This window comes from Paenibacillus sp. FSL F4-0087 (genome assembly GCF_038020215.1).
GTDB lineage: Bacteria > Bacillota > Bacilli > Paenibacillales > Paenibacillaceae > Paenibacillus > Paenibacillus taichungensis.
This window is the reverse complement of record NZ_JBBODJ010000001.1, coordinates 3,851,513-3,871,662: the sequence shown is the minus strand read 5'-3', so window position 1 is coordinate 3,871,662 and position 20,150 is coordinate 3,851,513. Positions and strand designations below refer to the sequence as shown.

Below are 20,150 nucleotides of genomic sequence, written 5' to 3'. Positions count from 1 at the left end.
AGAGCGATAAGCTCATTTTGAAACTGACGAGATTAAAAATCTCATTTTTGCTTTGAAATCATACAGTCCGAAGACTTGTACCAATTTCTCAGCGTCGATCTTGCAAGCAAGATCGTTACTCACTCGTTGTTCAGTTTTCAAAGATCAAACTCGATTTGTGTTACTCTTTTTCCGTCTCAACCGTGTTTTCGGCGGCGACTTAAATAATGTATCACATTTCGTTTGTTTTCGTCAAGAACTTTTTTTAATTTCTTTTTTTGAAGCTTTTGTTCTTCACTAATTCCTCCGCAGAATTTATCAATTGTTGACGATAAGCTCGTTTGAGGAACGAAATATAATGTATCATATTTCCTAAATAAGAGTCAACCTCTTTTTATAAATTATTAATCAAACAAAAAAGGAAGGTTTCCCCTCCCACATTATAAGCCATTTAATGACAGTCTTCTCGAGTATCTACGCCTCAATCCAATAGCGGATTTCCCGTCCATCTCCTCCTATAAAGGATGGCCAGCCTGCCGATTCTTTTACTATAGAACGAAACACCAGCTTGCGAAGGATGAGCGGTAGATCCTCCCGTACAAATCTCAACTGTGGATGATGGACAAGTTCATCCATACTCCACGGCTCCCTTCGACTTCCAAGCACACGCAGAAGTAAACCGGAGCAATCGCTCATTTTGGACATCACTGAGAATTCACAAGCAAGCAGCACAAGCTCAACTCTCTGTTCCAGAGTCTCTGAACTTACTGTAAGCTCCTGATAGAGCTTCCACAAAGCACGATCCAAACTCTGCACATGTGTCCAGACGGCATGATCCGGGTAGATCCCCTGTTCAATAAGTACAATTCTAGCCCAGTTCCCCAGAGCCTCAAGTACATTGTAATAGGCATCAACAACATGGCCCTCTTGAATGTAACGTTTGGCTTCCACATACATTTTCAAAAAGCTGGCGAACTCATGCAGCAGCTTTTGCTCACGCAATTCGGTTCCAAAAGCAGATAGTTCCTCTCGTAAATCGCTCAAGGCATTATCTGCTTCCCAGATGATCTCACCTTCAATCAGGCACTGCATGATGTTATTGTTATCCCCCGTGATTACACTGCTCTGCAGCTCATGACGGCTGACATAGATCATTTGATAACGAAGATCACCATATTTGTAGTGTCCAACCTTGGATATCAACTGGTCGGTATTATGCACAACAAGTACAAGCAATTCAAAATCCTGGATTAGGGAGCCGTGGAATCGTTCTCCCGGGTGGGAATAAGCGATAGCCCCAACTGCCCCTGTCTCTTCCGACTGTTCGGACAAAAAAGCAAGGTTCTTTAGTTCCACGATTCCCTCCATACAATTCATGGCAGATAAGCGCCAAGTCAGTTATAATGTAATTCTACATGCAGACTAAGGTTTCCTTCTTATCCAGGTCCGATACTACTCATACGATAGGAGCATTTTTCATGATTTTTAAATCTGCAAAAATTAATGCTTTTCGCACTTGGGGACTACTACTTACCATGCTAGGCATGGGCCTAATGGTACTGGGAACTGCCGGAATTGTGTTCTGGGGACACGCAGGCAAAGTATTTGCCGCTGTGGGACTCGTCATCGGCCTGATTGCCATGATGGCTAGTCTGGCCATTTATTTCTGGGCTGGTATGCTTTCCACCAGCGCAGTACAAGTAGACTGTCCGGAATGTGGCAAGTTAACCAAAATGCTCGGCAAGACGGATCGTTGTATGTTCTGTCATACCATCCTTACCCTGGACCCTAATCAGGCCAATACAACCAGTTCACAACTGAAAGCGCATTCCACACCTCCATCCCCTTCCGACACAGATCATGGCATGAGTTCCAACAGCTAGATGCTCTTTTCATCAAAGCCCAGAGACAGAAAAAAGGCCCGGTATCTTCACCGGACCTTTTTTTGAATTTCAAAAAGACATTAAATTAATTAATATATAAGTTCAATTGAGCTATTTCATGTTTATTTCATTTCGAATACCCTGCCTGTTTTAGCGTTTCCCATGCCGATGCATTGGCGAAGCTTCGATTCCATGCAGCTACTCCACCCAATTTCAACGAAGCAACCAAATCAACACGTGCCTGAAGCGAAACGGCATCCTCTATCCAAATTTTCTTAGTGGCCCCATCTTCGGAATATTCCACATAATTTTGTCCGCTTTGTTTATCCAGAACAGGTTTGAGTTTCTTTTCCTTAATCAGATCTGCGATGGTGCTCATGCCTACCGCTTTGGAAGACACTTTTACTTCTCCTTGATCATTAGTCTCTTCCGTCCAGATTCGAGTATATAGAGGCACAGCCATAATCAATTTGTTCGATGGTACTTCATCCTCTTCCAGGATCCTTCTCATAGAAGACTCGGTCCAAGGAAGCGAGGCAACCGAACCGGCCTTTGGACTTGCAGCCCAGTGTTCGTCATATGCCATAACGACAATATAATCGGCAAAAGAGCCTAACGAGCGACGATCCAGAAAAGCAGACCACATCTCACTGTTCGATTTCGGCGTCACATCAACCGAGAGCATCAAGCCATGTATGCGAGCCATCGCCTTAATTTCGCGGACAAATTGAGTGATGTTCGGTCCATCATCTGTATAGACATTTTCAAAGTCAATGTTAATACCGTCCAAATGATACGTCTGTGCATACTCCAGCATCTGCTCAATAATATGCGTACGTGTCTCATATGAGGCCACGGCTTCTTTCGTAATATCCGGATCAAAGCTGTTATCCATCAAGCCCCACACTTCCATGCCGGAATGGTGAGCCCAGTTGACGTATGCTTTATCCCCTTTACTTTTTACGTTGCCTTGTCCATCTGTAATATGGAACCACGTGGGGCTGACCACATTAACTCCAGGCATCTTACCAATCGAAGACACATCAGGCTGTCGATTGTATACGGCTTCCCAAACCAGGTTTACCGGTTTATTCTGCCACTTTTTCTCCGCCGCGGTCAGGGTGAACTTAGGCTTGTCCAGTTCCTTTTTCTCGGTAAGAGTGACATACTTATTAGCCACATATCCGGCATAACCATTATCCAACTGAACAAAGCTCTGATCATCACCAGTCTGCCATACCCTTACTCGCGCGTCCTGCTCCATATCGGCAATGATGGGAGAAGATTCCCCTCCGCGTTTGTATAGAGGAACGGTTTTGTCTGCCTTGGAAGACAATGTATTAATCTCCGCATACTGAATGGTGTCACCTCCACGCATCAGCAGCACGGCACCCGTTGTAGCATCTTCCTGTATAGCTATTCCATATACTTCTTTTAAAGGTTTGAGCGGAATATAAGCTTCTCCGCCAACCACCTCTGGTTTAACCGTCATGGGATAATCTCGATGATTAAGTTCCGCCTTCGTACTACCTTCCTTCATATGGAGTACTCGCTGCGGTGTTGCAATAATGATATCTCCTGTGTCAGCTTCATAACGTATTCCGGAATCGATCGCCTCTTGTAGTACCGATACAGGCAATTTAAGCTGATCTCCCGTTCCTGACGCCTCGCCATCCATTAATTGTCCGTCCACAAAAATAGGTTGATTCATGCCAATCCAGTCGGGGTCTTCATGAATCTGATTAAGCCAAACATTCGTTATTAGCCAATAAGCACCGCCTGCGACAACACAGGCAGCCAAAAATCCAGGCCAGAACGAGCGGCGCTTCTGACGTGTATATCTGCTTTTTCTACTCAAACGTCTACCTCCGTTAATCATGCTGAATCATGAAATAGCTAAACTGCTGCTGAGACTATATCCATTCTATCGTCCTAAAAACAAAAAACGTGAAGAATCCAATCTGAATTCTGCACGTTAATATTGTAATTCAACTCTCTTAATCCCTGCAACTTTTACAAACACCATATACTTCCAATCGGTGCCCATGTACTTCGAATCCTGTACTTGACTCCGCCTGAAGCTCGACGCTCTTTAACGAAGGATAACTGAAGTCTTCAATTTTGCCGCATTTATCACAGATAACATGGTAATGATCCGTCACATTGGCATCGAAGCGGCTTGAATTATCTCCGTATGTCAATTCCCGAACCATGCCGGCTTCCAGAAACATCTTCAAATTGTTATATACAGTCGCCACGCTCATACTGGGAAACTGGGGTTCAAGCGCACGGTAAATTTCATCGGCTGTTGGATGCCCCATGGATTCCATCAGATAGTTCAATATGGCATGACGCTGGGGTGTAATACGGACACCGGTCGTTTTCAGATGCTCCAACGCATGTTGGACACGTGTTGCCATAAAACCCACCGCCTTACCTTTCATTACTCTGCAGAGACAGAATGTGTGATCACATGTCCTCTTCATTCAGAGTTGATCCTCGGCTGGAACAACGACTTTACATTTTCCCTGCCGTGTAACCTTGCCAGTTTATATTTATTGTACGGCGATTGCAAGTTTATTGTCAACGCGTCAGTCAGGGAACTTCGGACGTTTGTTCTTGGGAATTCTGTCCGTCTTCGGTCATTTGTTCCAAGTTATCATCCGTATCTTCCGAATCCAGTGAATTCGTTCCAACAGGAGGTACTGCAGGATTACGATCAATAGTGAGGTCACTGTTCCCCTCAACTTTAACCGTATATTCTCCTTCACCAAGCTGGCCCTCAATCGTTTTATTCTTCACTTTAAACGGCAGATCCGTTTGCAGATCTCCATAACTGCTGGAACCACTGAGACTATAATCCCCCCGCTCCGGAATCAAAATGTTAATAGCACCTACAGCGCTATAAACGTCCCAGTCACCGCCTACTTTGGCGGATACAATACTTATACTGCCATTGAGGGATTGAGCTTTGACTGCCAAACTTGCGCCGTCTACACTGATATTGCCGTTTCGGGTATCCGCCGTGATCTCTCCGACGGAGTCCGTGATGCTAATACTTCCGACTTGTGTAGTCAGATTCACATTTCCAGAAACCCCACGGGCCTTCATATCGCCTCGATTACTGTTCAAGTCCACATTTCCGATCGCATTTGTCACAACAACATCACCATTCAGGGTTTTACCAGAAATATCACCTACCGCATTCGTAATTCGTATCCGTCCATTTCCTGTCTCAGCCAAAATGGTACTAATGGCTTCTGGACGATTCAACAATATGGCTCCATTGGACGTTCGAATATCGAGATTGAAACGACGATCATCCGGGATCGTTATGGTGATATTCATCCGCGGCTGTGTTTTCTCGTTCTCTCCATACGTTTTGCCTGTAGTCTTGATATGAATCACTTTTGTCCCGTCTGCCTCAACAAAGGAAGCGTCTGCCACTGCTTTGGCCTGCACTTCAGTTGTCTGATCCACCCAAACTACCGTACGCACCTCAATCTCTTCTGTGTCCCCCCGCTGTACCGAGATATCCCCGTTCACTCCCTCAACAACGAGGTCCGACGTATCCATACCTACAGGCACCCGAATCGTGCCCTTATCTTCCATATATCCTGCTGCCTGACTATAGTCCATGGATGCTGCTCCTAGATTAAGACTCACCCTGTTCCACAAATGCATATAATGATCCTGCTCAGAAACGATAAAAACAGATGCCGTCAGGACAAGGGACGCCAGGATTCCTTTCGCATCGGGTCTGAAGCGCATTTTAATTTTCTCACTTTGGTTGTCTGAAGCTGCATTCCCTCTTCGACGTGTCACTAAGAACAACAGTATGTATTCTACACCTAACACAACGATCAAGAGGGGCCACCAATCGACCATCTCATATACATAGTCCGTTCCCCACCGTTTATCCAAAATCAACAACACACCGACAGCTACGAGTAAGGCGGCAGCCGTATAGCGGCCGACCCGGACTTTACGGTTCATGGCCATCCCTCCTTGAATAGTTCACACTAGATTTTCTTTTTGCGAAGCATGACCCAGATTTCCCGTCCGAAAAGGATTAGTCCTCCTGCGATCATCAAAACAGCAAAAGTGTATCCGCCATACACAGCGATTAACTCTTTAAACCAACGCGGTTTGCGAAAGAACAATACCAGCAGCGATCCTCCAACAATCAGAAGTAATCCAAACGAAATGCCTCTCTCCCACACCATCATAGCTTCCCCTGCAGAACGTTCGTTAGGGATGGGCTTGTCCGAGCTATTGTGCGTAACCGCTCTTCTCCTGCGCATCATCACCCAGTCCGCAGATTGCAATACATCGAATACATTGTAAAAGTAAATCACCGGAATAAACAATGCCAGTAGGATAAGCAATGGTACATTGATCTGTATTCCAATAGTTGAGAAATACAAAAGTGCTGACAGGTCCAGAAGCACAAGCATCATGAAAGTCAGACCTCTCATGTATAGTCGGAGATAAATATGGCCCAGACCCGGAATAACCGCACTTAGTAACCCGGCAATAAACTTGTGGGTCCGATTTCGGACAGGTTTTCCGCGCTTTCCGCTCGAATTATGGTTTGACTGACGTTTCCGTTTCATAAACGACTCCTTTCTTCCGGGCTGATGTTCCCGCTCTTCATGCATTTGGTTAGATAGTACCCTAAAGAGCCTGGAGAGTAACTGGAAGAAATATGGTTATGGGCAAAAACCCTCCGGCACTAAAGGCCTCAGAGGGTTTAATTCATTTATTCGACCGACACTTTTGTTACATGTTCCCACTGTCTTAACTTGGATACGAGCTGCACTGCACTGAACTCATGTGGCATGTAGACATGCAACACAATTTCAATTTTGCGTTCAACCGATACCATTTCTGCATAAGCCAAATCCTGCTCATTAACCGTTATTTTACGGATTTTGATCTTCTCCTGCTCCATAAATGAAGATACCTGTTCCAGAAAACCGGGCTCAGACAAGGTATGAAGTGTAACAACATGTAGTTTGTTTCCCCGTATATACCTAAGTTCCAACTTGTTGAATACCCAGAGATTAAGTAATACCAAGACTGTTGACACGATGGAGGCAAAAAAGAATCCCGCGCCTGTTGCCAGTCCGATGGCTGCCACAACCCAAATGGAAGCTGCCGTTGTCAGTCCGGTGATTGACTTGCCAGTAAAAAGAATCGTGCCCGCTCCGAGAAACCCAACGCCTGTAATGACGGCTGTAGCCAGACGGGCCGGATCAATCCTTACGTTTAATTCATTTGCAAAATCTTTAAAACCATAAATAGACAACATCATGATTAGTGCAGATCCAAGACATACCAGAATATGGGTACGCAGACCAGCAGCATGATTGGAACGCTCCCGCTCCAGGCCTACAAGCCCTCCAAGCAGCATAGCCAGTAATAATCGCAATAAAATGTGCCACTCATCTATTAACCAGGGATTGCCCAAAGCCGGTATTCCTCCTCCAAGTTGTTCACATCATTAATCTTTATTCTTATGAAATGTCGTTAATTCCACTCCAGGTGCAATCTGTACAACTTCCACGGGCTTAAAACCGAATTTGGTATACAATTTCACGGCTGGCTGGTTCAGCGTCCCTGTGGAAACGATATAACGCGGAAGATCCGGATACTGTTCAAACACATACGTCATCAAAGCAGCAGCAATTCCTTTACGAAAATGATCAGGGTGCACCATCATGCGTGTGATCGTCAACGTATTGATCTCTTCCTCATCTACTGCGACCGCACCAAGTAATTCACCATCCGTGTCCAAATAGCCATAAAAGATCTCTCCACAGTTCTGCAGGGTCTCCATCGTATCCATCAAAGGCGGAATTTCCTGAAAACCGATGATTTCGGCTTCGAGTCGATAAGCTACATGCTGCAGTCGCCAGAGCTGACCTACGGTCTCCACATCACTCAATGACAAAGATTGAATCTTCATACCTTCCTCATCTCCTTAATACATCACGGAATCCTGGACAATAAAATCAAACTTGTGCCCCTAACAAAAAGAGGCTGTCACAGGGACGAGCCTCTTTCTGTCCGGCCTCACCGGATGGATTAGCGGTTCAGTACATCTGTAAGCAGTTGATTGGCTAGTCCCGGATTGGCTTTGCCTTTGCTTTCTTTCATGACTTGACCAACGAGGAAACCAATGGCCTTCTGCTTCCCAGCCTTGTAATCTTCCACGGATTGCGGGTTGTTCGCAACAACCTGCTCCACAATGGCGAGAATGGCACCTGAGTCACTAATCTGGACCAGACCTTTTTCTTCGACGATTTGCTGCGGGAGCTTGCCGCTCTCCAGCATTTCCTTAAATACCGTTTTGGCGATTTTACTGTTAATTGTACCTTTTTCAAGCAATCCAATCATCTCACCCAGACCTTGGCCAGTCAGTGGCACCTGAGTCAATTCAAGGTTGCTGGTATTCAAGTAACCAAGCAAATCGCCCATAATCCAGTTGGATACGGCTTTGGCATCCTTGGTGTATTTCAGACTGTCTTCAAATAGATCAGCGACCGCTTTGGATGAGGTAATAACCTCTGCATCATAATTAGGCAGTCCATAATCAGCCGTATAACGGGTTTTACGCTCGTCCGGAAGCTCCGGTATGGAAGCTCTAATCCGTTCTTTCCAGGCTGCATCAATATGCAGCTTCACCAAGTCCGGATCTGGGAAATAACGATAGTCATGCGCCTGCTCTTTACCACGCATCGACAGTGTTTTCCCTTGAGCCTCATCCCAGCGACGAGTTTCCTGAACCACTTCACCGCCGTCGTCCAAAATTTCAGCTTGGCGGAACTGCTCGTATTCCAGACCACGCTGAACGCCACGGAAGGAGTTCATGTTTTTCAGTTCGGCTCTCGTTCCCAGCTTCTCCTGTCCATGCGGACGCAAACTAATGTTGGCATCACAACGCAATGAACCTTCTTCCATCTTCACGTCGGATACATCACAGTACTGCATGATGGCACGCAATTTCTCCAGGTATGCACGAGCTTCCTCCGGAGAAGAAATCTCCGGCTCGGACACAATCTCCACGAGCGGAGTACCCACACGGTTGAAATCGACCAATGAAGCATAACCGCCGTCAACGTGGGTAAGCTTCCCTGCATCTTCTTCCAGATGAAGACGCGTAATCCCGATTCGCTTCGTTTCACCGTTAACTTCAATATCGATCCAGCCATTCTCACCGATCGGTTGATCGAATTGTGAGATCTGATAAGCTTTCGGAGAATCGGGGTAGAAGTAGTTTTTGCGGTCAAACTTGCTGACATCAGCAATGGTGCAGTTAAGGGCCATGGCTGCTTTCATCGCGTAATCTACAGCTTGGCGATTCAATACAGGCAATACGCCTGGATGTCCGAGACAGACCGGACAAGTATGTGTATTTGGCGGAGCTCCAAAGGCAGTGGAGCAGCCGCAAAAGATTTTGGAGTTTGTATGCAACTCGACATGGACTTCAAGTCCAACGACCGTTTCATATTTAGATGCGGACATTTCTATATTCCTCCGTTCCGGACAGTCTACAGCTGCGGACGCTGCTTGTGGAATTCCGTATTTTGTTCAAATGCATGCGCTACGCGCAGTACGGTTGTTTCATCAAAAGCTTTACCGATAATCTGCATGCCGACAGGCAGTCCGTCCGAGAATCCGCAAGGGATGCTAACTGCAGGTACACCAGCCAGGCTGACAGGGATAGTCAGAATATCATTGAGATACATCGTAAGTGGGTCATCGACTTGGGAACCAAGTTTAAATGCCGTAGTTGGCGCAGTTGGCCCAATGATGACATCATATTTGGCAAATACGTCGTCGAAATCCTGTTTGATCAACGTACGCACTTTCTGAGCTTTCAAATAATACGCATCGTAGTAACCCGAGCTGAGTGCATAGGTTCCAAGCATGATGCGTCGTTTCACTTCGGGACCAAAACCTTGACTACGGGATTGGTGGTACAAATCCAGCAAGTTTTCCGGATTGTCTGCACGAACACCATAACGTACGCCGTCGAAACGAGCCAGGTTCGAAGAAGCCTCTGAAGAAGCGAGCAGATAATACGTAGCTACCGCATATTCGGTATGCGGAAGGGATACTTCTTCCCATGTTGCGCCGAGTCCTTCGAGGACTTTCAGTGCAGACAGGACGGTTTCTTTAACTTGAGGATCAACGCCTTCACCAATGTATTCCTTCGGAACAGCAATGCGAAGTCCTTTGACATCCCCTGTGAGTCCGCTCAAGTAATCCGGGATATCCACTTTCGCGGATGTCGAATCTTTGGCGTCATAACCAGCAATGGCTTGCAGCACATAGGCAGAGTCCTCGACATTTTTCGTCAAAGGTCCAATCTGATCCAGAGAAGATGCGAATGCAACCAGACCAAAGCGGGAAACGAGTCCGTAGGTCGGTTTCAAGCCAACCACGCCGCAATAGGATGCAGGCTGTCTGATGGAGCCGCCTGTATCTGATCCCAATGTGAAATAAGCTTCTCCTGCCGCAACAGCCGCAGCAGATCCACCACTTGAGCCGCCCGGAACACGATCGAGTGCCCATGGATTACGTACAGGGTAGAAGCTTGAATTTTCATTGGACCCACCCATGGCGAATTCGTCCATGTTCAGCTTCCCGATCGTCACGGTATCCGCCGCTTTCAGCTTCTCGACAACTGTTGCATCATACACCGGGTCGAAATTGCGCAAAAACTGGCTGCCGCATGTTGTGCGAAGTCCGTTCGTAACGATGTTGTCCTTAATGCCGACAGGCAGACCGAAAAGCAAACCTTTCTCCTCACCGCTGACGAGACGATCATCCAGTTGACGTGCACGTGCACGTGCCTGCTCTTCATCCAACGCCAGATAAGCCTTAACCTTTTCATCCCGTTCACCAATGTTTTGATATGCCTGATTCACCAGATCGCTGACCGACAGCTCCTTGGCGTGCAGCTTGTTATGTATCTCCGGCAACGATTGTTCAAATAAACTCACGTAATTCGTCCTCCTTCCGGTTATCCGTTATTCCATTACAGCAGGCACTTTGAATTGCCCGTCTTCTTCATCTGGTGCATTGCGCATGACCTGTTCAATCGACAGACTTTCCTTCGTCTCATCTTCACGCATCACATTGCTGACGTGCAGCACGTGAGTGGTTGGCTCAATGTTCTCTGTATCCAGTTCATTCAGCTTCTCAGCATATTTTAAAATCGCGTTCAGCTGTCCTGTCAGGGTCTGCTCTTCTTCAGCAGTCAAATTAAGCCGGGCCAGCTTGGCCACATGCTGAACGTCATTATTCGAAATACTCATTTCCGGATGCCTCCTTCATTCGTTCTAATTCCTGAAACCGCCGAAAACGAATCGACCGTTTAACGGGCTAAAGTCCAAGATAACTTTTTTCATTATAGGTGAGATAGTTCGACAATTCAATGCAAATGACCCGAGTTACCGAATATGCAAAATAACCCCAAACGGTGGAGTCCTCCTTTAATACAAATTTCAAAACCTAATTAACTGAATTTTTACGTGCAAAACTAGGATAATGAGGGGATTCAAAATTCATATGTTCCAATCTAATCAAAAAAGAGCCGGCATCAGCCGACTCTTAAAATTCTAAATCCATGCACGCAGGTTAACCTGCTTTATAAAATCCGCCTGTGACATAACATCGTTCGCGGTTTCTTCTTCCTCTTCCACAGCTTGAAAATCTCCGTTCATCAGATGATGAAACAGTTTCTCATTGTGTGTCGCAAGGGCGTAATCTATCAACGCTTCTCGCTCGACCCGCTCAGCTTCCTGCTTCAGCAGAACCTCTTCTAGATCGACGTCGCCGGATGGAACAAAAAAGTTCCGATTCACCTGCGGCACTCGAAGCACGTAATCGAACGCATTGTCCGGATTCCGGTCATAAGCGATGATGAAACCATATTCCCCCACAGGAAGATTCTGCTCAAACGCATCCGCGACGATGACAACCTTCTCTCCTAATCGCAGCATCGTCTAACCTCCTGGTAGTCTATCTTTTTATTATTTGTATAGTCTACTAGAAAAGAATAGCGATGTCTACGATTACTAGAATTAAACAAAACATTTGTGCAAAATCTTTTTTTTCAAGCCATTAACTCTATGATTTGCCCGACGTTCGCTTAGGTGGTCTGCGATCTGCTCTCACCACAATAAACCAATATATGATCAAAGGTGTTGGGAACCCGGTAATGCCCCACAATCCCCATAACCAGGGCAAACGGCCACGTCTGCGTGCATCCTGAAAGATCCATGTTCCCTGTATTAGCAAGAGAATGGCAATCAGAATAAGCCATATGAGAGGAATCTCATTTAAAGAATAATGCAGATCATTCATGACGAGTCTCCTTCCGGCGTCGCCCTGACCAGATTACTGCCACGGCAATCGCTGCACACAAGCTTATAGCCTGGATACCCAAATATAGAGCTGGAGCCGAATGGAACAACAAGACACCAAGAGCAATAATGAACAGTCCCACAATCCAGAACAAAATCATTTCGATCCGATTGGCTCGTCGTTTCATTTGTTTTCGTTCCTTGACTTGGGCTTCAATGGAGGCTAATGAAGGAATGTTTACAGGTTCATACGCATCATCGAGCACTTTCATCTGTTGTCGCATTCGCATCAGAATCTCTTGTTCATCCTGTTCCTCAGATCTGCTCATGCTCAACCCAGCTCCTTTCTCAATTGACGAAGACCATAGGCAGTTCGAGACTTCGCCGTTCCGGATGGAATACCCAGCATTTCACCAATTTCATCATAGCCATAGCCATAATAATGCTTCAACAGGACAGTAATACGATGTTCTGGGGTTAACCTTGTCATGGCATCCATGACATCTGTCCATTCTTCATTCCGGCTCTCAAATTGCCACCGCAATTTCCGTACAGCCTGATTACGAATGGCTTCCAGCCAAATCTGTTCTCTTCGTCTGCGCCTAGTCTTGTCGATATATATACGGGTGGCAATCGTAATCATCCATGACGAAAAGGCAGACGAGCCATCGTATCTATGAATATTTTCCATACATCGAATCATCGTATCCTGCACCGTCTCCTCAGCAACGTTGGGGTCCATCGTTACTTTGACAAGATACTTATACACAAAAGCGTAATGGCGCTGCAGCAGTTCTGCCAGCGCACTGTCATCTCCCTGTATCGCTCTCTGTACCTCTTCCAGTTCGGCTGCCTCCATCTGAATCATCACCTGCTCTCCGCTCAGTCTTATGTTATTACGACAGGCTCTGCAAAAACGTTCAATTCAATCCAAAAAAAATCTGAAGCCGACAATTTCCCGGGCAATCAGACTTCATTTCGGTAATCTTGCAGTTTGTCGAACCACGGTTGGTTGCGGGCTCCGCTGCTTAATAAACGACTTCTCCATATATTCTGCTGTTGATCCTTGATTGGATTCATCTCATTGTTCATGTAATTATGTAGTTGAGGACGCTGGGTAACTGCTTCTATTCTGCCACTTTCCATTGCTCGTCGGTTTTCTTCGATGATCAGGTTCTCGGAACGTTGTCCCAACTGGATCACTCGCTTTTTCTCCACTTCTAATTCCTCGCTCTCATTAGCTATTGTTTCTTTCATCATTCTTCTGACTATTATCATCTCATGCACATTATAATTCGACTTGCTAAATGGACTAGAACGATCTTCTGTAGATACTTGTCAACGAACTGTATGTAGGGTTAAACGGATGTAACTTTGATAAAAAAAGTGAGTGAAAACAAAAAAAGAACGCAAACCGGGTATAGACCACAGTCTGCGTGCTTCGCAAGTTAGGGTGTTTCTTTGTATTGCTTCAGTTAGATGGTGCTTTAACGCTTGTAACAACTAATTGCTATTCTAATGAAAAAGTTGTCACTTGTCCAGACTTTCTTCACATAAATTGTCGGATCATCTTGCAGACACGTAGGGATTGTTCTTCTTCTCATAACCGATTGTCGTTTTGGGACCATGACCTGGATACACTTTGACCTCATCCGAGAAGGTGTACAATTTGTTCTGGATTGAATCAATCAGATCGCGTTCACGGCCTCCTGTCAGATCCGTTCTGCCTACACCCATACGGAACAGAACATCTCCAGCAAACAGATCCTCACCACATAGCAGACTTACACTGCCTGGTGAGTGTCCTGGTGTATGGTACACTTTGAACGTATGACCAATAAAGTTCAACGCCTGACCTTCGTCCAAGGCATATTCAGCTGGATCTGTCGATAACGGCGGGGTAGCCTGAGGCCAGTTCAAAGAACCATTCAATTTCGGCGTTGTGAGCCAATCACTCTCCAAGTCATGCAAATAAACGGGACAGCCTTTCAATTTGCGAATTTCATCCACGCCGCCCATATGATCAAAATGCGCGTGAGTGAGCAGGATCGCTTCAATCTCAAGGTCTTGAATAGCTTTGAGTAATGGGCCCGGATTCATTCCCGGGTCAATGATTACGGCTTTACCTGAATCATCACCCTGCAACAGATACGCATTGGTCTGGAGCGGTCCCAAAGAAAATGTACGAATGTTAAGCATATCGGCTCAGTAACCCGAAATCAGTTCACGCAACTCACGAATAATAGCTGCATTGGACTCCGTTCCTTCCCCATAACGTTTACCAATCTCTTGACGTGCAACAGCCAAATTATCCTGATAATCTGCCGCTTCACGATCTGGGTTGTTACGTTTGAATTCAACCATAACTTCCTGCACATGTTGTGGACGAGGTCCCCATTGACCCAGTACATGTCCGCCCGTATCTGCAAAAATAACGACAGGGACAGAGCGTCCGCCCAGCGTAAGGAACTCATCCATCACTTCAGGGTGATTTTCCAAAATTAGAACTTCAGTTGGAATGCCGGAAATTTCCAGCGCCTGGAACACGACTGGAACATTGCGTACCACGTCGCCACACCAGTCAGCAGCCAAAATTAACACACGCAAATCATCGCGGTGATTCAGGCTTTCGAAAAATTCACGATCATCCTCGCTTGGCCATGCAAAGCTGTCATAGTTTGCCTGGAACTCACTTTGGTTCTTCGTCATGCTCTCAATGAATTCTTTCGGTGGCAGACCTTTACCGAATTTGTGAGACAAGTTTGGTTTTCCCATAACTAGACACTTCCCTTCTTTTTACGAGCATTCATCCATTTAATAAGTACATAAACAATCATAAGTGCGAGAGCAACGAGCAGAATCGGCATAATATATGGTGCCGCTTTCTCGTTAATATGTTGCCATTGATCTCCAAGTATCATCCCTAAATATATAAACAATGCAGACCAAGGTATAACAGCGAGGGTTGTCAACAAAATAAATCGACCCGTATGCATTTTGGAAATACCGGCAGGAATCGATATGGCATGTCTTACGACCGGAACAAAACGCGCCGTGAAAATGACACCTGTCCCATACTTGCGGAACCACTCTTCGGAATGGTCGATGTGCTTTTTCTGGATCAATATGTATTTTCCGTAGCGTTCAAGTACAGGTCTTCCGCCATAACGGCCAATCCAGTAAATAAATAGCTGGGCTATGACACCGCCCACGGTACCAAAAATCATTGCACCGAAAAAATTAATATGGCCTTGTGAAACGAGAAAACCTCCATATGCCAGTACAATTTCACTCGGAATAACTTCAAGCATTAGTCCAAGCATAATTCCAAAGTATCCAAGACTCTGAATCCAATCGAATAATTGATTGACAATGTTATGAATAACGTCCATCTCGACCCTCTTTCTTCATCCTGATTGGCAGTGCCCTTCCGCACCATGGATGTTCGTCCCTATTTTATCACAGGCCTCTAGCTGTTGCTACTTCACCCGTCTGGGATAGTGTCCCGCAGGCAGCCGTTTGCATATGGTATCGGGAGAGGAGCGTGAGAAGATGTCATTCAAATCAGCACCCGGTACTCCCCCGGTCAAACATAACACCCCAGGCCAGAAGCTGCCTTCTGCCCGAGGTATCCGAAGAGCATGCAGCAAAGAGCTGTATCGAACAGCCAAAAAGTTAAAGGTATATATCTCCCCCGAGCTGATGAAGCAAGCGGAAGAATTGTATTATGGGAAGGTCATCGCCAATCTGCTCTGGATCGGAGAAAATCGGGATAATCGTAAAAAATTATGCGAATGGTGGAACGCGGATGTCAGCCTAGAGATTGCGACTCTATGGGGTGTAGAGGTAGAACCGCTGCAAGCTGCCTTCAAGAATGCGTTTGGCGGATACCGCCTGTAGGTTGAGAGCAACAAACAGGTAGTCGAACAGCTAATCGTACAGCATATTGCTCGATTTTTGAATAACCTGAACTGAGGCGTAAGGCAATACTTTCGTTGGATCCATGCGAGATCGTTCATCATGTTAAATATTGAATCAATGTTTTCATGGATTTTGTTCACCATCGGCGTTACGTGAGGTCAGATATTCAGGGACTCTTTCTGGTCACTTCTGAAGCAAGTGGATCCAAAGCAAGGAGGCGCAGATTATCCCCATAACGTGATGCTTCTTCTCCAAGCCCAAAACGTCGATCATTTCTCTCCTCCCCTGCTGCCACTTCTTCAGCCAGTTGTCTATAACGTTCGTATATCTTTACTCCAGCAGCAGCGGTCTGCCTCCCTCGTTCAGCATACCCTGCCGCCAGTTCCCTCCGTGATGCCTGTTCCATCCAATACAAGGCTTGGGACTGGCTGGACGCGTCAAAACGATTTAGGGCCAGGCCATGTTCAAAATAGTTCCCAGCCGATTCTCCTCTACCCGATTGAGCGGCTAACCGCCCCAGCTCTCTGTAGAGTTGGGGTGAAACAGGGGAACAGGACAAGCTCTGCACCAATATCGATTCAGCCTTTTTCGCTGGAAGCGTACGGGACAGGGAGATGGCGATATCCGGCCTGTAGGGGTTAAACTTGTACGCCGCAGTAAGTAGCGCTTTACGCTCAGTATCTCCTGAATCTTTTGACATGGCTAGACGATATTGTTGTTCTGCCGCCACCTGTTGTCCAGCAAGCCAGACTGTGCCGCCAAGCCAAAACATGACGAACAGTCCGGTTAATATCCGTTGAGGCCACGGGCTTAACGGACGGAGAAAACGAGACCGCTTTTTGTCAGCCGCGGATTCCTGTAGAGTTGGTGACGAGAGGGCCCAGCCCCCCAGCCAAATGAATATCATCCAAAGGAAGGTGAAGCTCCAGTCAAAGTCCATTGCGCCATGGAGGCCAAAAATAATAACCGAAGGCAGCAGCTGAGGTGCTTGCCTCCACATCGTCCGCAGAGTGAAAAAGAACCATCCGGCGATGAGCAGCAACCCGATCACGCCTGTATCGAGAGCCAGATCGAGGAAGCCGTTGTGGACCTCGCCTCCGACATAAGGCGAGGATTGGATGGCGCGAAACATGTTGCGCCATGTCTCTCCCCCGTGGCCCAGCCATGCGGCCTCGGTCCAAAGCTTCAGGGCGTCCCGCCATATCTGAAGGCGGGACAGCCCTGTGCCAACACCAGCCGCCATGCGGTCGGCGGTGGAGGCCACGGCAACAGTGGCGGCGGTGATTCCCGCCAGCACTGTTGCCGTGAGGGCAGCGGCGCGCGCACGAGCGCCGCTGTGCCACAAACGGCACAGCAGCAGCGTGCCGAGCAGCGCAGCTGCCCATGCCCCGGCCAGTGCCAGCAGGCCGGGCACGGGTGCAGGCGCCAGCTGGGCAGCAGCCAGCTGGCGGTAGAGCCAGGCCGCGCACGCCAGTGGCGCGGCCGTGGCCAGCAGCAGCGGCACGCGGGCACCGCGCCGCTGCAAAGCGAAGGCGGCGACCGCGGCGCAGCCGGTCGCCAGCCAAGCGCCGCGCGACTCGCTCAGCAGGAGCGCGGCTTGCGCGGGCATGAGCGGCAGCACTGCCGCGATGAGCCGCCCGGCCGACAACGGCCGGGCTATGGCGCGCGCGGCGGCGGCCAGCCGCTCCAATGCGTACATGCCAACAACGGCAGCGTACGCATTGGGGTACTGCAGCAATCCGCCGAGCCGGGCTCCGGCGGAGCTGATCTCCGGGTCAGCGGTTCGCATGACCCCATAAGGCAGCGGTAGCACACCACACGCCGCGAGCACTCCGCTAAGCATAAGCAGGCCACCTGCCAATTGCCAACCGCAGGCAAACCATTTCGCTCCGTTCGCGCGTGCGGCCAACATAACTGTTAGCAATGCAAATATCGCCAAAAGGCTCCAGCGCAGCATCTCATCCAAGCTTCCCTGTACACTGACAGAGTCCATCCCTACATGCAGACCAAACCAGACTGTTATTCCCAGGGGCCAAAGCATCCAGCGGAAGTGAGCATACTGCATAATTGCCTCATATAGTCGTTTGAGGTAATCCAACCACTGAGCAATCCCTAACTGCCCTCTCGTCTTCGGTGCATTAAAGCACATAATGAACAAAACAAACCAAATAAGTACACTTCCTGATGCCATGAGTACCATGGGATATACGTCCGTAGCATAAAACAATCCCCTACATAGACATCCTGCCAACAGTAAAGCCACTGCAATTAAACCTAAAACTGTCGTTAATGCCGTTTCTGATAATCCGGAAAATACAATTTCCTGATTTCCTCCGTCCACCTTGTCCAGCCTATCTGTATCACTAATCTTGCTCCGATTAGTCTTCTTATCTGATCTCGCCTCCTTCATGCGCCTCCCTCCTTTCTCCCGTCTCCGTATTCTTCTTAATTAATTTCAAACCAAAAAAGACAGAAGCTCCCAATAGGGTCTTCTGCCTGATTTCATGCCTTTGGCACATTATATATATTTTCACGGGACCCTCTTACCAGTATGTCCCGTCAACGGCGATGACAGACGAACTGTATCGTCTCAAAGGATCAAATAACTCAATCATGTATCTATCCCTTTTACCTTCTGCCGTCAAACATCATGCTTCACTCTTCATTATCCCGTACATTCAACAGTGATCACAGTGGCTGGCATCTTGGGTGACACCTTTGATCGATTCCTCATTTGAATTCTCTTGGCTCGCATCTGCCCCATGGTTCGGCGCAGCTTCTTTCAGCTTGCCGTCACCTGGAAGCAAGTCCGCACATGCCCGCTCCAAATAAGGATCCGCGTGAATGAAATCACGGAATGCAGTATATTCTTTCCACATGTCAGCAGTCTGTCCAGCCTGGCCTCGTACGGCACGGATTAATATATTTTTCGGCGTATGCTCCATGTCGATAAATTCGAGCAACTGCGTTTTGTATCCCATCAGATCGAGCAGCTTGGCCCGAATGGCATCCGTTGCCAAAGCGGAGAAGCGTTCCTTCAGAATACCGTGTGACAACAACGGGTTCATCACGTTGGATTCAATCTGGTCAAATAGTTCGTGCTGACAGCACGGTACAGATAGAATAACGGAAGCGCCCCAACGAACAGCTTTCTCTAAAGCAGCATCGGTTGCTGTATCACAGGCATGCAGCGTTACGACCATATCCACCTCATTGAGCTCGTCGTAGTCAGCGATGTCCCCAACGAGGAACTTCAGATCACCGTAATGCAATTTGTTTGCTAGATCATTACAGTGTTCAATAACATCGGCTTTTAAGTCGAGTCCAATAATTTTGAGCGATCTGCGCTGTTGTACGGACAAATAGTGATATAAAGCAAAGGTGAGATAAGACTTTCCGCAACCAAAATCAACAATGGTCAATGGACGGCCCTCCGGCAGATGCGGGATGACATCCTGTACCATTTCGAGGAAACGGTTGATCTGTCTGAACTTGTCGTACTTACGAGCCAAAACGCGGCCTTCCTCGCTCATAATCCCCAGCTCGACCAGGAACGAAACGGGAACTCCATCTTCCAGCACATATTGCTTTTTGCGATTATGCGAGAGGTCCACCGCAGTTTTGGAAGCCGACTTGGTCAGGATGGACACTTTATATTTTTTGCTGATCAAAATTTGATAGTCTGCGTCTGTAGTACAGAGCAGTCCTTGACGAAACGTCTCTTCGCATAGCAAAGTCATGCGCTCTGCCGCTTCATCCGGAGTCAAATTCTCATGCAGCACTTTGTTGGTATAATGAAATGCGAATTGATAATGAAGCTGATTCTTGAGCGTTACCGGCTTGACTTGCACTTTCGTATACGAGACATTGTCCCGTCTGCGCAGCTGGCTCCAGGTCGCTGTAATCAGCGAATTCTGTTCAAAGATGTCTTGTATAAGCTTTCGCAATGAATCCACGGGGGTACATCTCACTTTCGGTTTGGTTTGGT

The 20,150-nt window shown here is 47.2% G+C and carries 22 protein-coding genes; 2 read left to right on the top strand and 20 right to left on the bottom strand.

Annotation, left to right across the window (positions count from 1 at the left end; all coding sequences use genetic code 11):
• Window positions 1–453 precede the first annotated feature (453 nt).
• On the bottom strand, window positions 454–1,335 hold the full coding sequence (locus MHB84_RS17810; RefSeq protein ID WP_256716906.1) for a nucleotidyltransferase-like protein: 882 nt from the start codon (window positions 1,333–1,335) through the stop codon (window positions 454–456).
• 122 nt (window positions 1,336–1,457) lie between these two features.
• On the opposite strand from MHB84_RS17810, the gene MHB84_RS17805 reads away from it, so the two are divergent.
• Window positions 1,458–1,862, top strand: coding sequence for a YgzB family protein (locus MHB84_RS17805; RefSeq protein ID WP_053778954.1), 405 nt, complete (start codon window positions 1,458–1,460; stop codon window positions 1,860–1,862).
• Between the two features lie 127 nt (window positions 1,863–1,989).
• On the opposite strand, the gene MHB84_RS17800 is transcribed toward MHB84_RS17805, so the two are convergent.
• The 17 genes from MHB84_RS17800 to MHB84_RS17720 form a co-directional block, all read right to left on the bottom strand.
• Entirely contained in the window at window positions 1,990–3,720 is a 1,731-nt protein-coding gene (locus MHB84_RS17800; RefSeq protein ID WP_083679076.1) for a glycosyl hydrolase family 18 protein, read from the bottom strand.
• A 139-nt stretch (window positions 3,721–3,859) separates the two neighbouring features.
• Window positions 3,860–4,282 (bottom strand): peroxide-responsive transcriptional repressor PerR, encoded by a 423-nt coding sequence (perR, locus tag MHB84_RS17795; RefSeq protein WP_024631328.1) that lies wholly within the window; start codon window positions 4,280–4,282, stop codon window positions 3,860–3,862.
• A 175-nt stretch (window positions 4,283–4,457) separates the two neighbouring features.
• On the bottom strand, window positions 4,458–5,858 hold the full coding sequence (locus MHB84_RS17790; RefSeq protein ID WP_076291280.1) for a DUF4097 family beta strand repeat-containing protein: 1,401 nt from the start codon (window positions 5,856–5,858) through the stop codon (window positions 4,458–4,460).
• 26 nt (window positions 5,859–5,884) lie between these two features.
• A complete protein-coding gene (locus MHB84_RS17785) occupies window positions 5,885–6,478 on the bottom strand; it encodes a hypothetical protein (protein WP_076291279.1) in 594 nt (197 codons plus the stop codon).
• A 146-nt stretch (window positions 6,479–6,624) separates the two neighbouring features.
• Complete coding sequence (locus MHB84_RS17780; RefSeq protein ID WP_076291278.1) at window positions 6,625–7,335, bottom strand: MgtC/SapB family protein; 711 nt, start codon at window positions 7,333–7,335, stop codon at window positions 6,625–6,627.
• A 33-nt stretch (window positions 7,336–7,368) separates the two neighbouring features.
• Window positions 7,369–7,833, bottom strand: coding sequence for a GNAT family N-acetyltransferase (locus tag MHB84_RS17775; RefSeq protein WP_076291277.1), 465 nt, complete (start codon window positions 7,831–7,833; stop codon window positions 7,369–7,371).
• A gap of 119 nt (window positions 7,834–7,952) precedes the next feature.
• Window positions 7,953–9,392 (bottom strand): Asp-tRNA(Asn)/Glu-tRNA(Gln) amidotransferase subunit GatB, encoded by a 1,440-nt coding sequence (gatB, locus tag MHB84_RS17770; protein ID WP_076291276.1) that lies wholly within the window; start codon window positions 9,390–9,392, stop codon window positions 7,953–7,955.
• Window positions 9,393–9,418: 26 nt separating this feature from the next.
• Window positions 9,419–10,876, bottom strand: a complete 1,458-nt coding sequence (gene gatA / locus MHB84_RS17765; protein WP_064640573.1) for an Asp-tRNA(Asn)/Glu-tRNA(Gln) amidotransferase subunit GatA — start codon at window positions 10,874–10,876, stop codon at window positions 9,419–9,421.
• 27 nt (window positions 10,877–10,903) lie between these two features.
• Window positions 10,904–11,191 (bottom strand): Asp-tRNA(Asn)/Glu-tRNA(Gln) amidotransferase subunit GatC, encoded by a 288-nt coding sequence (gene gatC, locus MHB84_RS17760; protein WP_063566618.1) that lies wholly within the window; start codon window positions 11,189–11,191, stop codon window positions 10,904–10,906.
• Between the two features lie 303 nt (window positions 11,192–11,494).
• Window positions 11,495–11,878, bottom strand: coding sequence for a hypothetical protein (locus tag MHB84_RS17755; RefSeq protein WP_024631336.1), 384 nt, complete (start codon window positions 11,876–11,878; stop codon window positions 11,495–11,497).
• A gap of 127 nt (window positions 11,879–12,005) precedes the next feature.
• Window positions 12,006–12,242: a hypothetical protein gene (locus tag MHB84_RS17750; protein WP_076291275.1), complete on the bottom strand. Its 237-nt coding sequence runs from the start codon at window positions 12,240–12,242 to the stop codon at window positions 12,006–12,008.
• Window positions 12,235–12,570, bottom strand: coding sequence for a YxlC family protein (locus MHB84_RS17745; RefSeq protein WP_076291274.1), 336 nt, complete (start codon window positions 12,568–12,570; stop codon window positions 12,235–12,237). Before MHB84_RS17745 ends, MHB84_RS17750 begins: the two co-directional genes overlap by 8 nt.
• Window positions 12,571–12,572: 2 nt before the next feature.
• Window positions 12,573–13,109: an RNA polymerase sigma factor SigY gene (gene sigY / locus MHB84_RS17740; RefSeq protein ID WP_240343258.1), complete on the bottom strand. Its 537-nt coding sequence runs from the start codon at window positions 13,107–13,109 to the stop codon at window positions 12,573–12,575.
• 98 nt (window positions 13,110–13,207) lie between these two features.
• Window positions 13,208–13,501, bottom strand: coding sequence for a hypothetical protein (locus tag MHB84_RS17735; RefSeq protein WP_076291273.1), 294 nt, complete (start codon window positions 13,499–13,501; stop codon window positions 13,208–13,210).
• A 306-nt stretch (window positions 13,502–13,807) separates the two neighbouring features.
• The gene (locus MHB84_RS17730) at window positions 13,808–14,440 is read right to left on the bottom strand and encodes an MBL fold metallo-hydrolase (protein WP_076291272.1); all 633 of its coding nucleotides are present in this window, start codon (window positions 14,438–14,440) and stop codon (window positions 13,808–13,810) included.
• A gap of 6 nt (window positions 14,441–14,446) precedes the next feature.
• Complete coding sequence (locus MHB84_RS17725) at window positions 14,447–15,016, bottom strand: thioredoxin family protein (protein ID WP_076291271.1); 570 nt, start codon at window positions 15,014–15,016, stop codon at window positions 14,447–14,449.
• A gap of 2 nt (window positions 15,017–15,018) precedes the next feature.
• On the bottom strand, window positions 15,019–15,633 hold the full coding sequence (locus MHB84_RS17720; RefSeq protein ID WP_076291270.1) for a DedA family protein: 615 nt from the start codon (window positions 15,631–15,633) through the stop codon (window positions 15,019–15,021).
• Between the two features lie 160 nt (window positions 15,634–15,793).
• Here MHB84_RS17720 and MHB84_RS17715 point away from each other — a divergent pair, with 160 nt between their 5' ends.
• Window positions 15,794–16,141: a hypothetical protein gene (locus MHB84_RS17715; protein ID WP_064640579.1), complete on the top strand. Its 348-nt coding sequence runs from the start codon at window positions 15,794–15,796 to the stop codon at window positions 16,139–16,141.
• Between the two features lie 187 nt (window positions 16,142–16,328).
• Here MHB84_RS17715 and MHB84_RS17710 read toward each other — a convergent pair whose 3' ends face one another.
• A complete protein-coding gene (locus MHB84_RS17710; RefSeq protein ID WP_341143099.1) occupies window positions 16,329–17,771 on the bottom strand; it encodes an O-antigen ligase family protein in 1,443 nt (480 codons plus the stop codon).
• 1,069 nt (window positions 17,772–18,840) lie between these two features.
• Window positions 18,841–20,118, bottom strand: coding sequence for a class I SAM-dependent methyltransferase (locus MHB84_RS17705; RefSeq protein WP_076291300.1), 1,278 nt, complete (start codon window positions 20,116–20,118; stop codon window positions 18,841–18,843).
• Window positions 20,119–20,150: the final 32 nt, after the last annotated feature.

Excerpts from the sequence above, each read along its gene's own strand:
- MHB84_RS17775 (WP_076291277.1), bottom strand. The coding sequence starts at position 7,833 with ATGAAGATTCAATCTTTGTCATTGAGTGATGTGGAGACCGTAGGTCAG.
- perR (WP_024631328.1), bottom strand. The coding sequence starts at position 4,282 with ATGGCAACACGTGTCCAACATGCGTTGGAGCATCTGAAAACGACCGGT.
- MHB84_RS17735 (WP_076291273.1), bottom strand. The coding sequence starts at position 13,501 with ATGATGAAAGAAACAATAGCTAATGAGAGCGAGGAATTAGAAGTGGAG.
- MHB84_RS17755 (WP_024631336.1), bottom strand. The coding sequence starts at position 11,878 with ATGCTGCGATTAGGAGAGAAGGTTGTCATCGTCGCGGATGCGTTTGAG.
- MHB84_RS17750 (WP_076291275.1), bottom strand. The coding sequence starts at position 12,242 with ATGAATGATCTGCATTATTCTTTAAATGAGATTCCTCTCATATGGCTT.
- gatC (WP_063566618.1), bottom strand. The coding sequence starts at position 11,191 with ATGAGTATTTCGAATAATGACGTTCAGCATGTGGCCAAGCTGGCCCGG.
- MHB84_RS17745 (WP_076291274.1), bottom strand. The coding sequence starts at position 12,570 with ATGAGCAGATCTGAGGAACAGGATGAACAAGAGATTCTGATGCGAATG.
- MHB84_RS17805 (WP_053778954.1), top strand. The coding sequence starts at position 1,458 with ATGATTTTTAAATCTGCAAAAATTAATGCTTTTCGCACTTGGGGACTA.
- sigY (WP_240343258.1), bottom strand. The coding sequence starts at position 13,109 with ATGATTCAGATGGAGGCAGCCGAACTGGAAGAGGTACAGAGAGCGATA.
- MHB84_RS17710 (WP_341143099.1), bottom strand. The coding sequence starts at position 17,771 with ATGCCCGCGCAAGCCGCGCTCCTGCTGAGCGAGTCGCGCGGCGCTTGG.
- MHB84_RS17730 (WP_076291272.1), bottom strand. The coding sequence starts at position 14,440 with ATGCTTAACATTCGTACATTTTCTTTGGGACCGCTCCAGACCAATGCG.
- MHB84_RS17785 (WP_076291279.1), bottom strand. The coding sequence starts at position 6,478 with ATGAAACGGAAACGTCAGTCAAACCATAATTCGAGCGGAAAGCGCGGA.
- MHB84_RS17725 (WP_076291271.1), bottom strand. The coding sequence starts at position 15,016 with ATGGGAAAACCAAACTTGTCTCACAAATTCGGTAAAGGTCTGCCACCG.
- gatB (WP_076291276.1), bottom strand. The coding sequence starts at position 9,392 with ATGTCCGCATCTAAATATGAAACGGTCGTTGGACTTGAAGTCCATGTC.
- MHB84_RS17720 (WP_076291270.1), bottom strand. The coding sequence starts at position 15,633 with ATGGACGTTATTCATAACATTGTCAATCAATTATTCGATTGGATTCAG.
- MHB84_RS17715 (WP_064640579.1), top strand. The coding sequence starts at position 15,794 with ATGTCATTCAAATCAGCACCCGGTACTCCCCCGGTCAAACATAACACC.
- MHB84_RS17790 (WP_076291280.1), bottom strand. The coding sequence starts at position 5,858 with ATGAACCGTAAAGTCCGGGTCGGCCGCTATACGGCTGCCGCCTTACTC.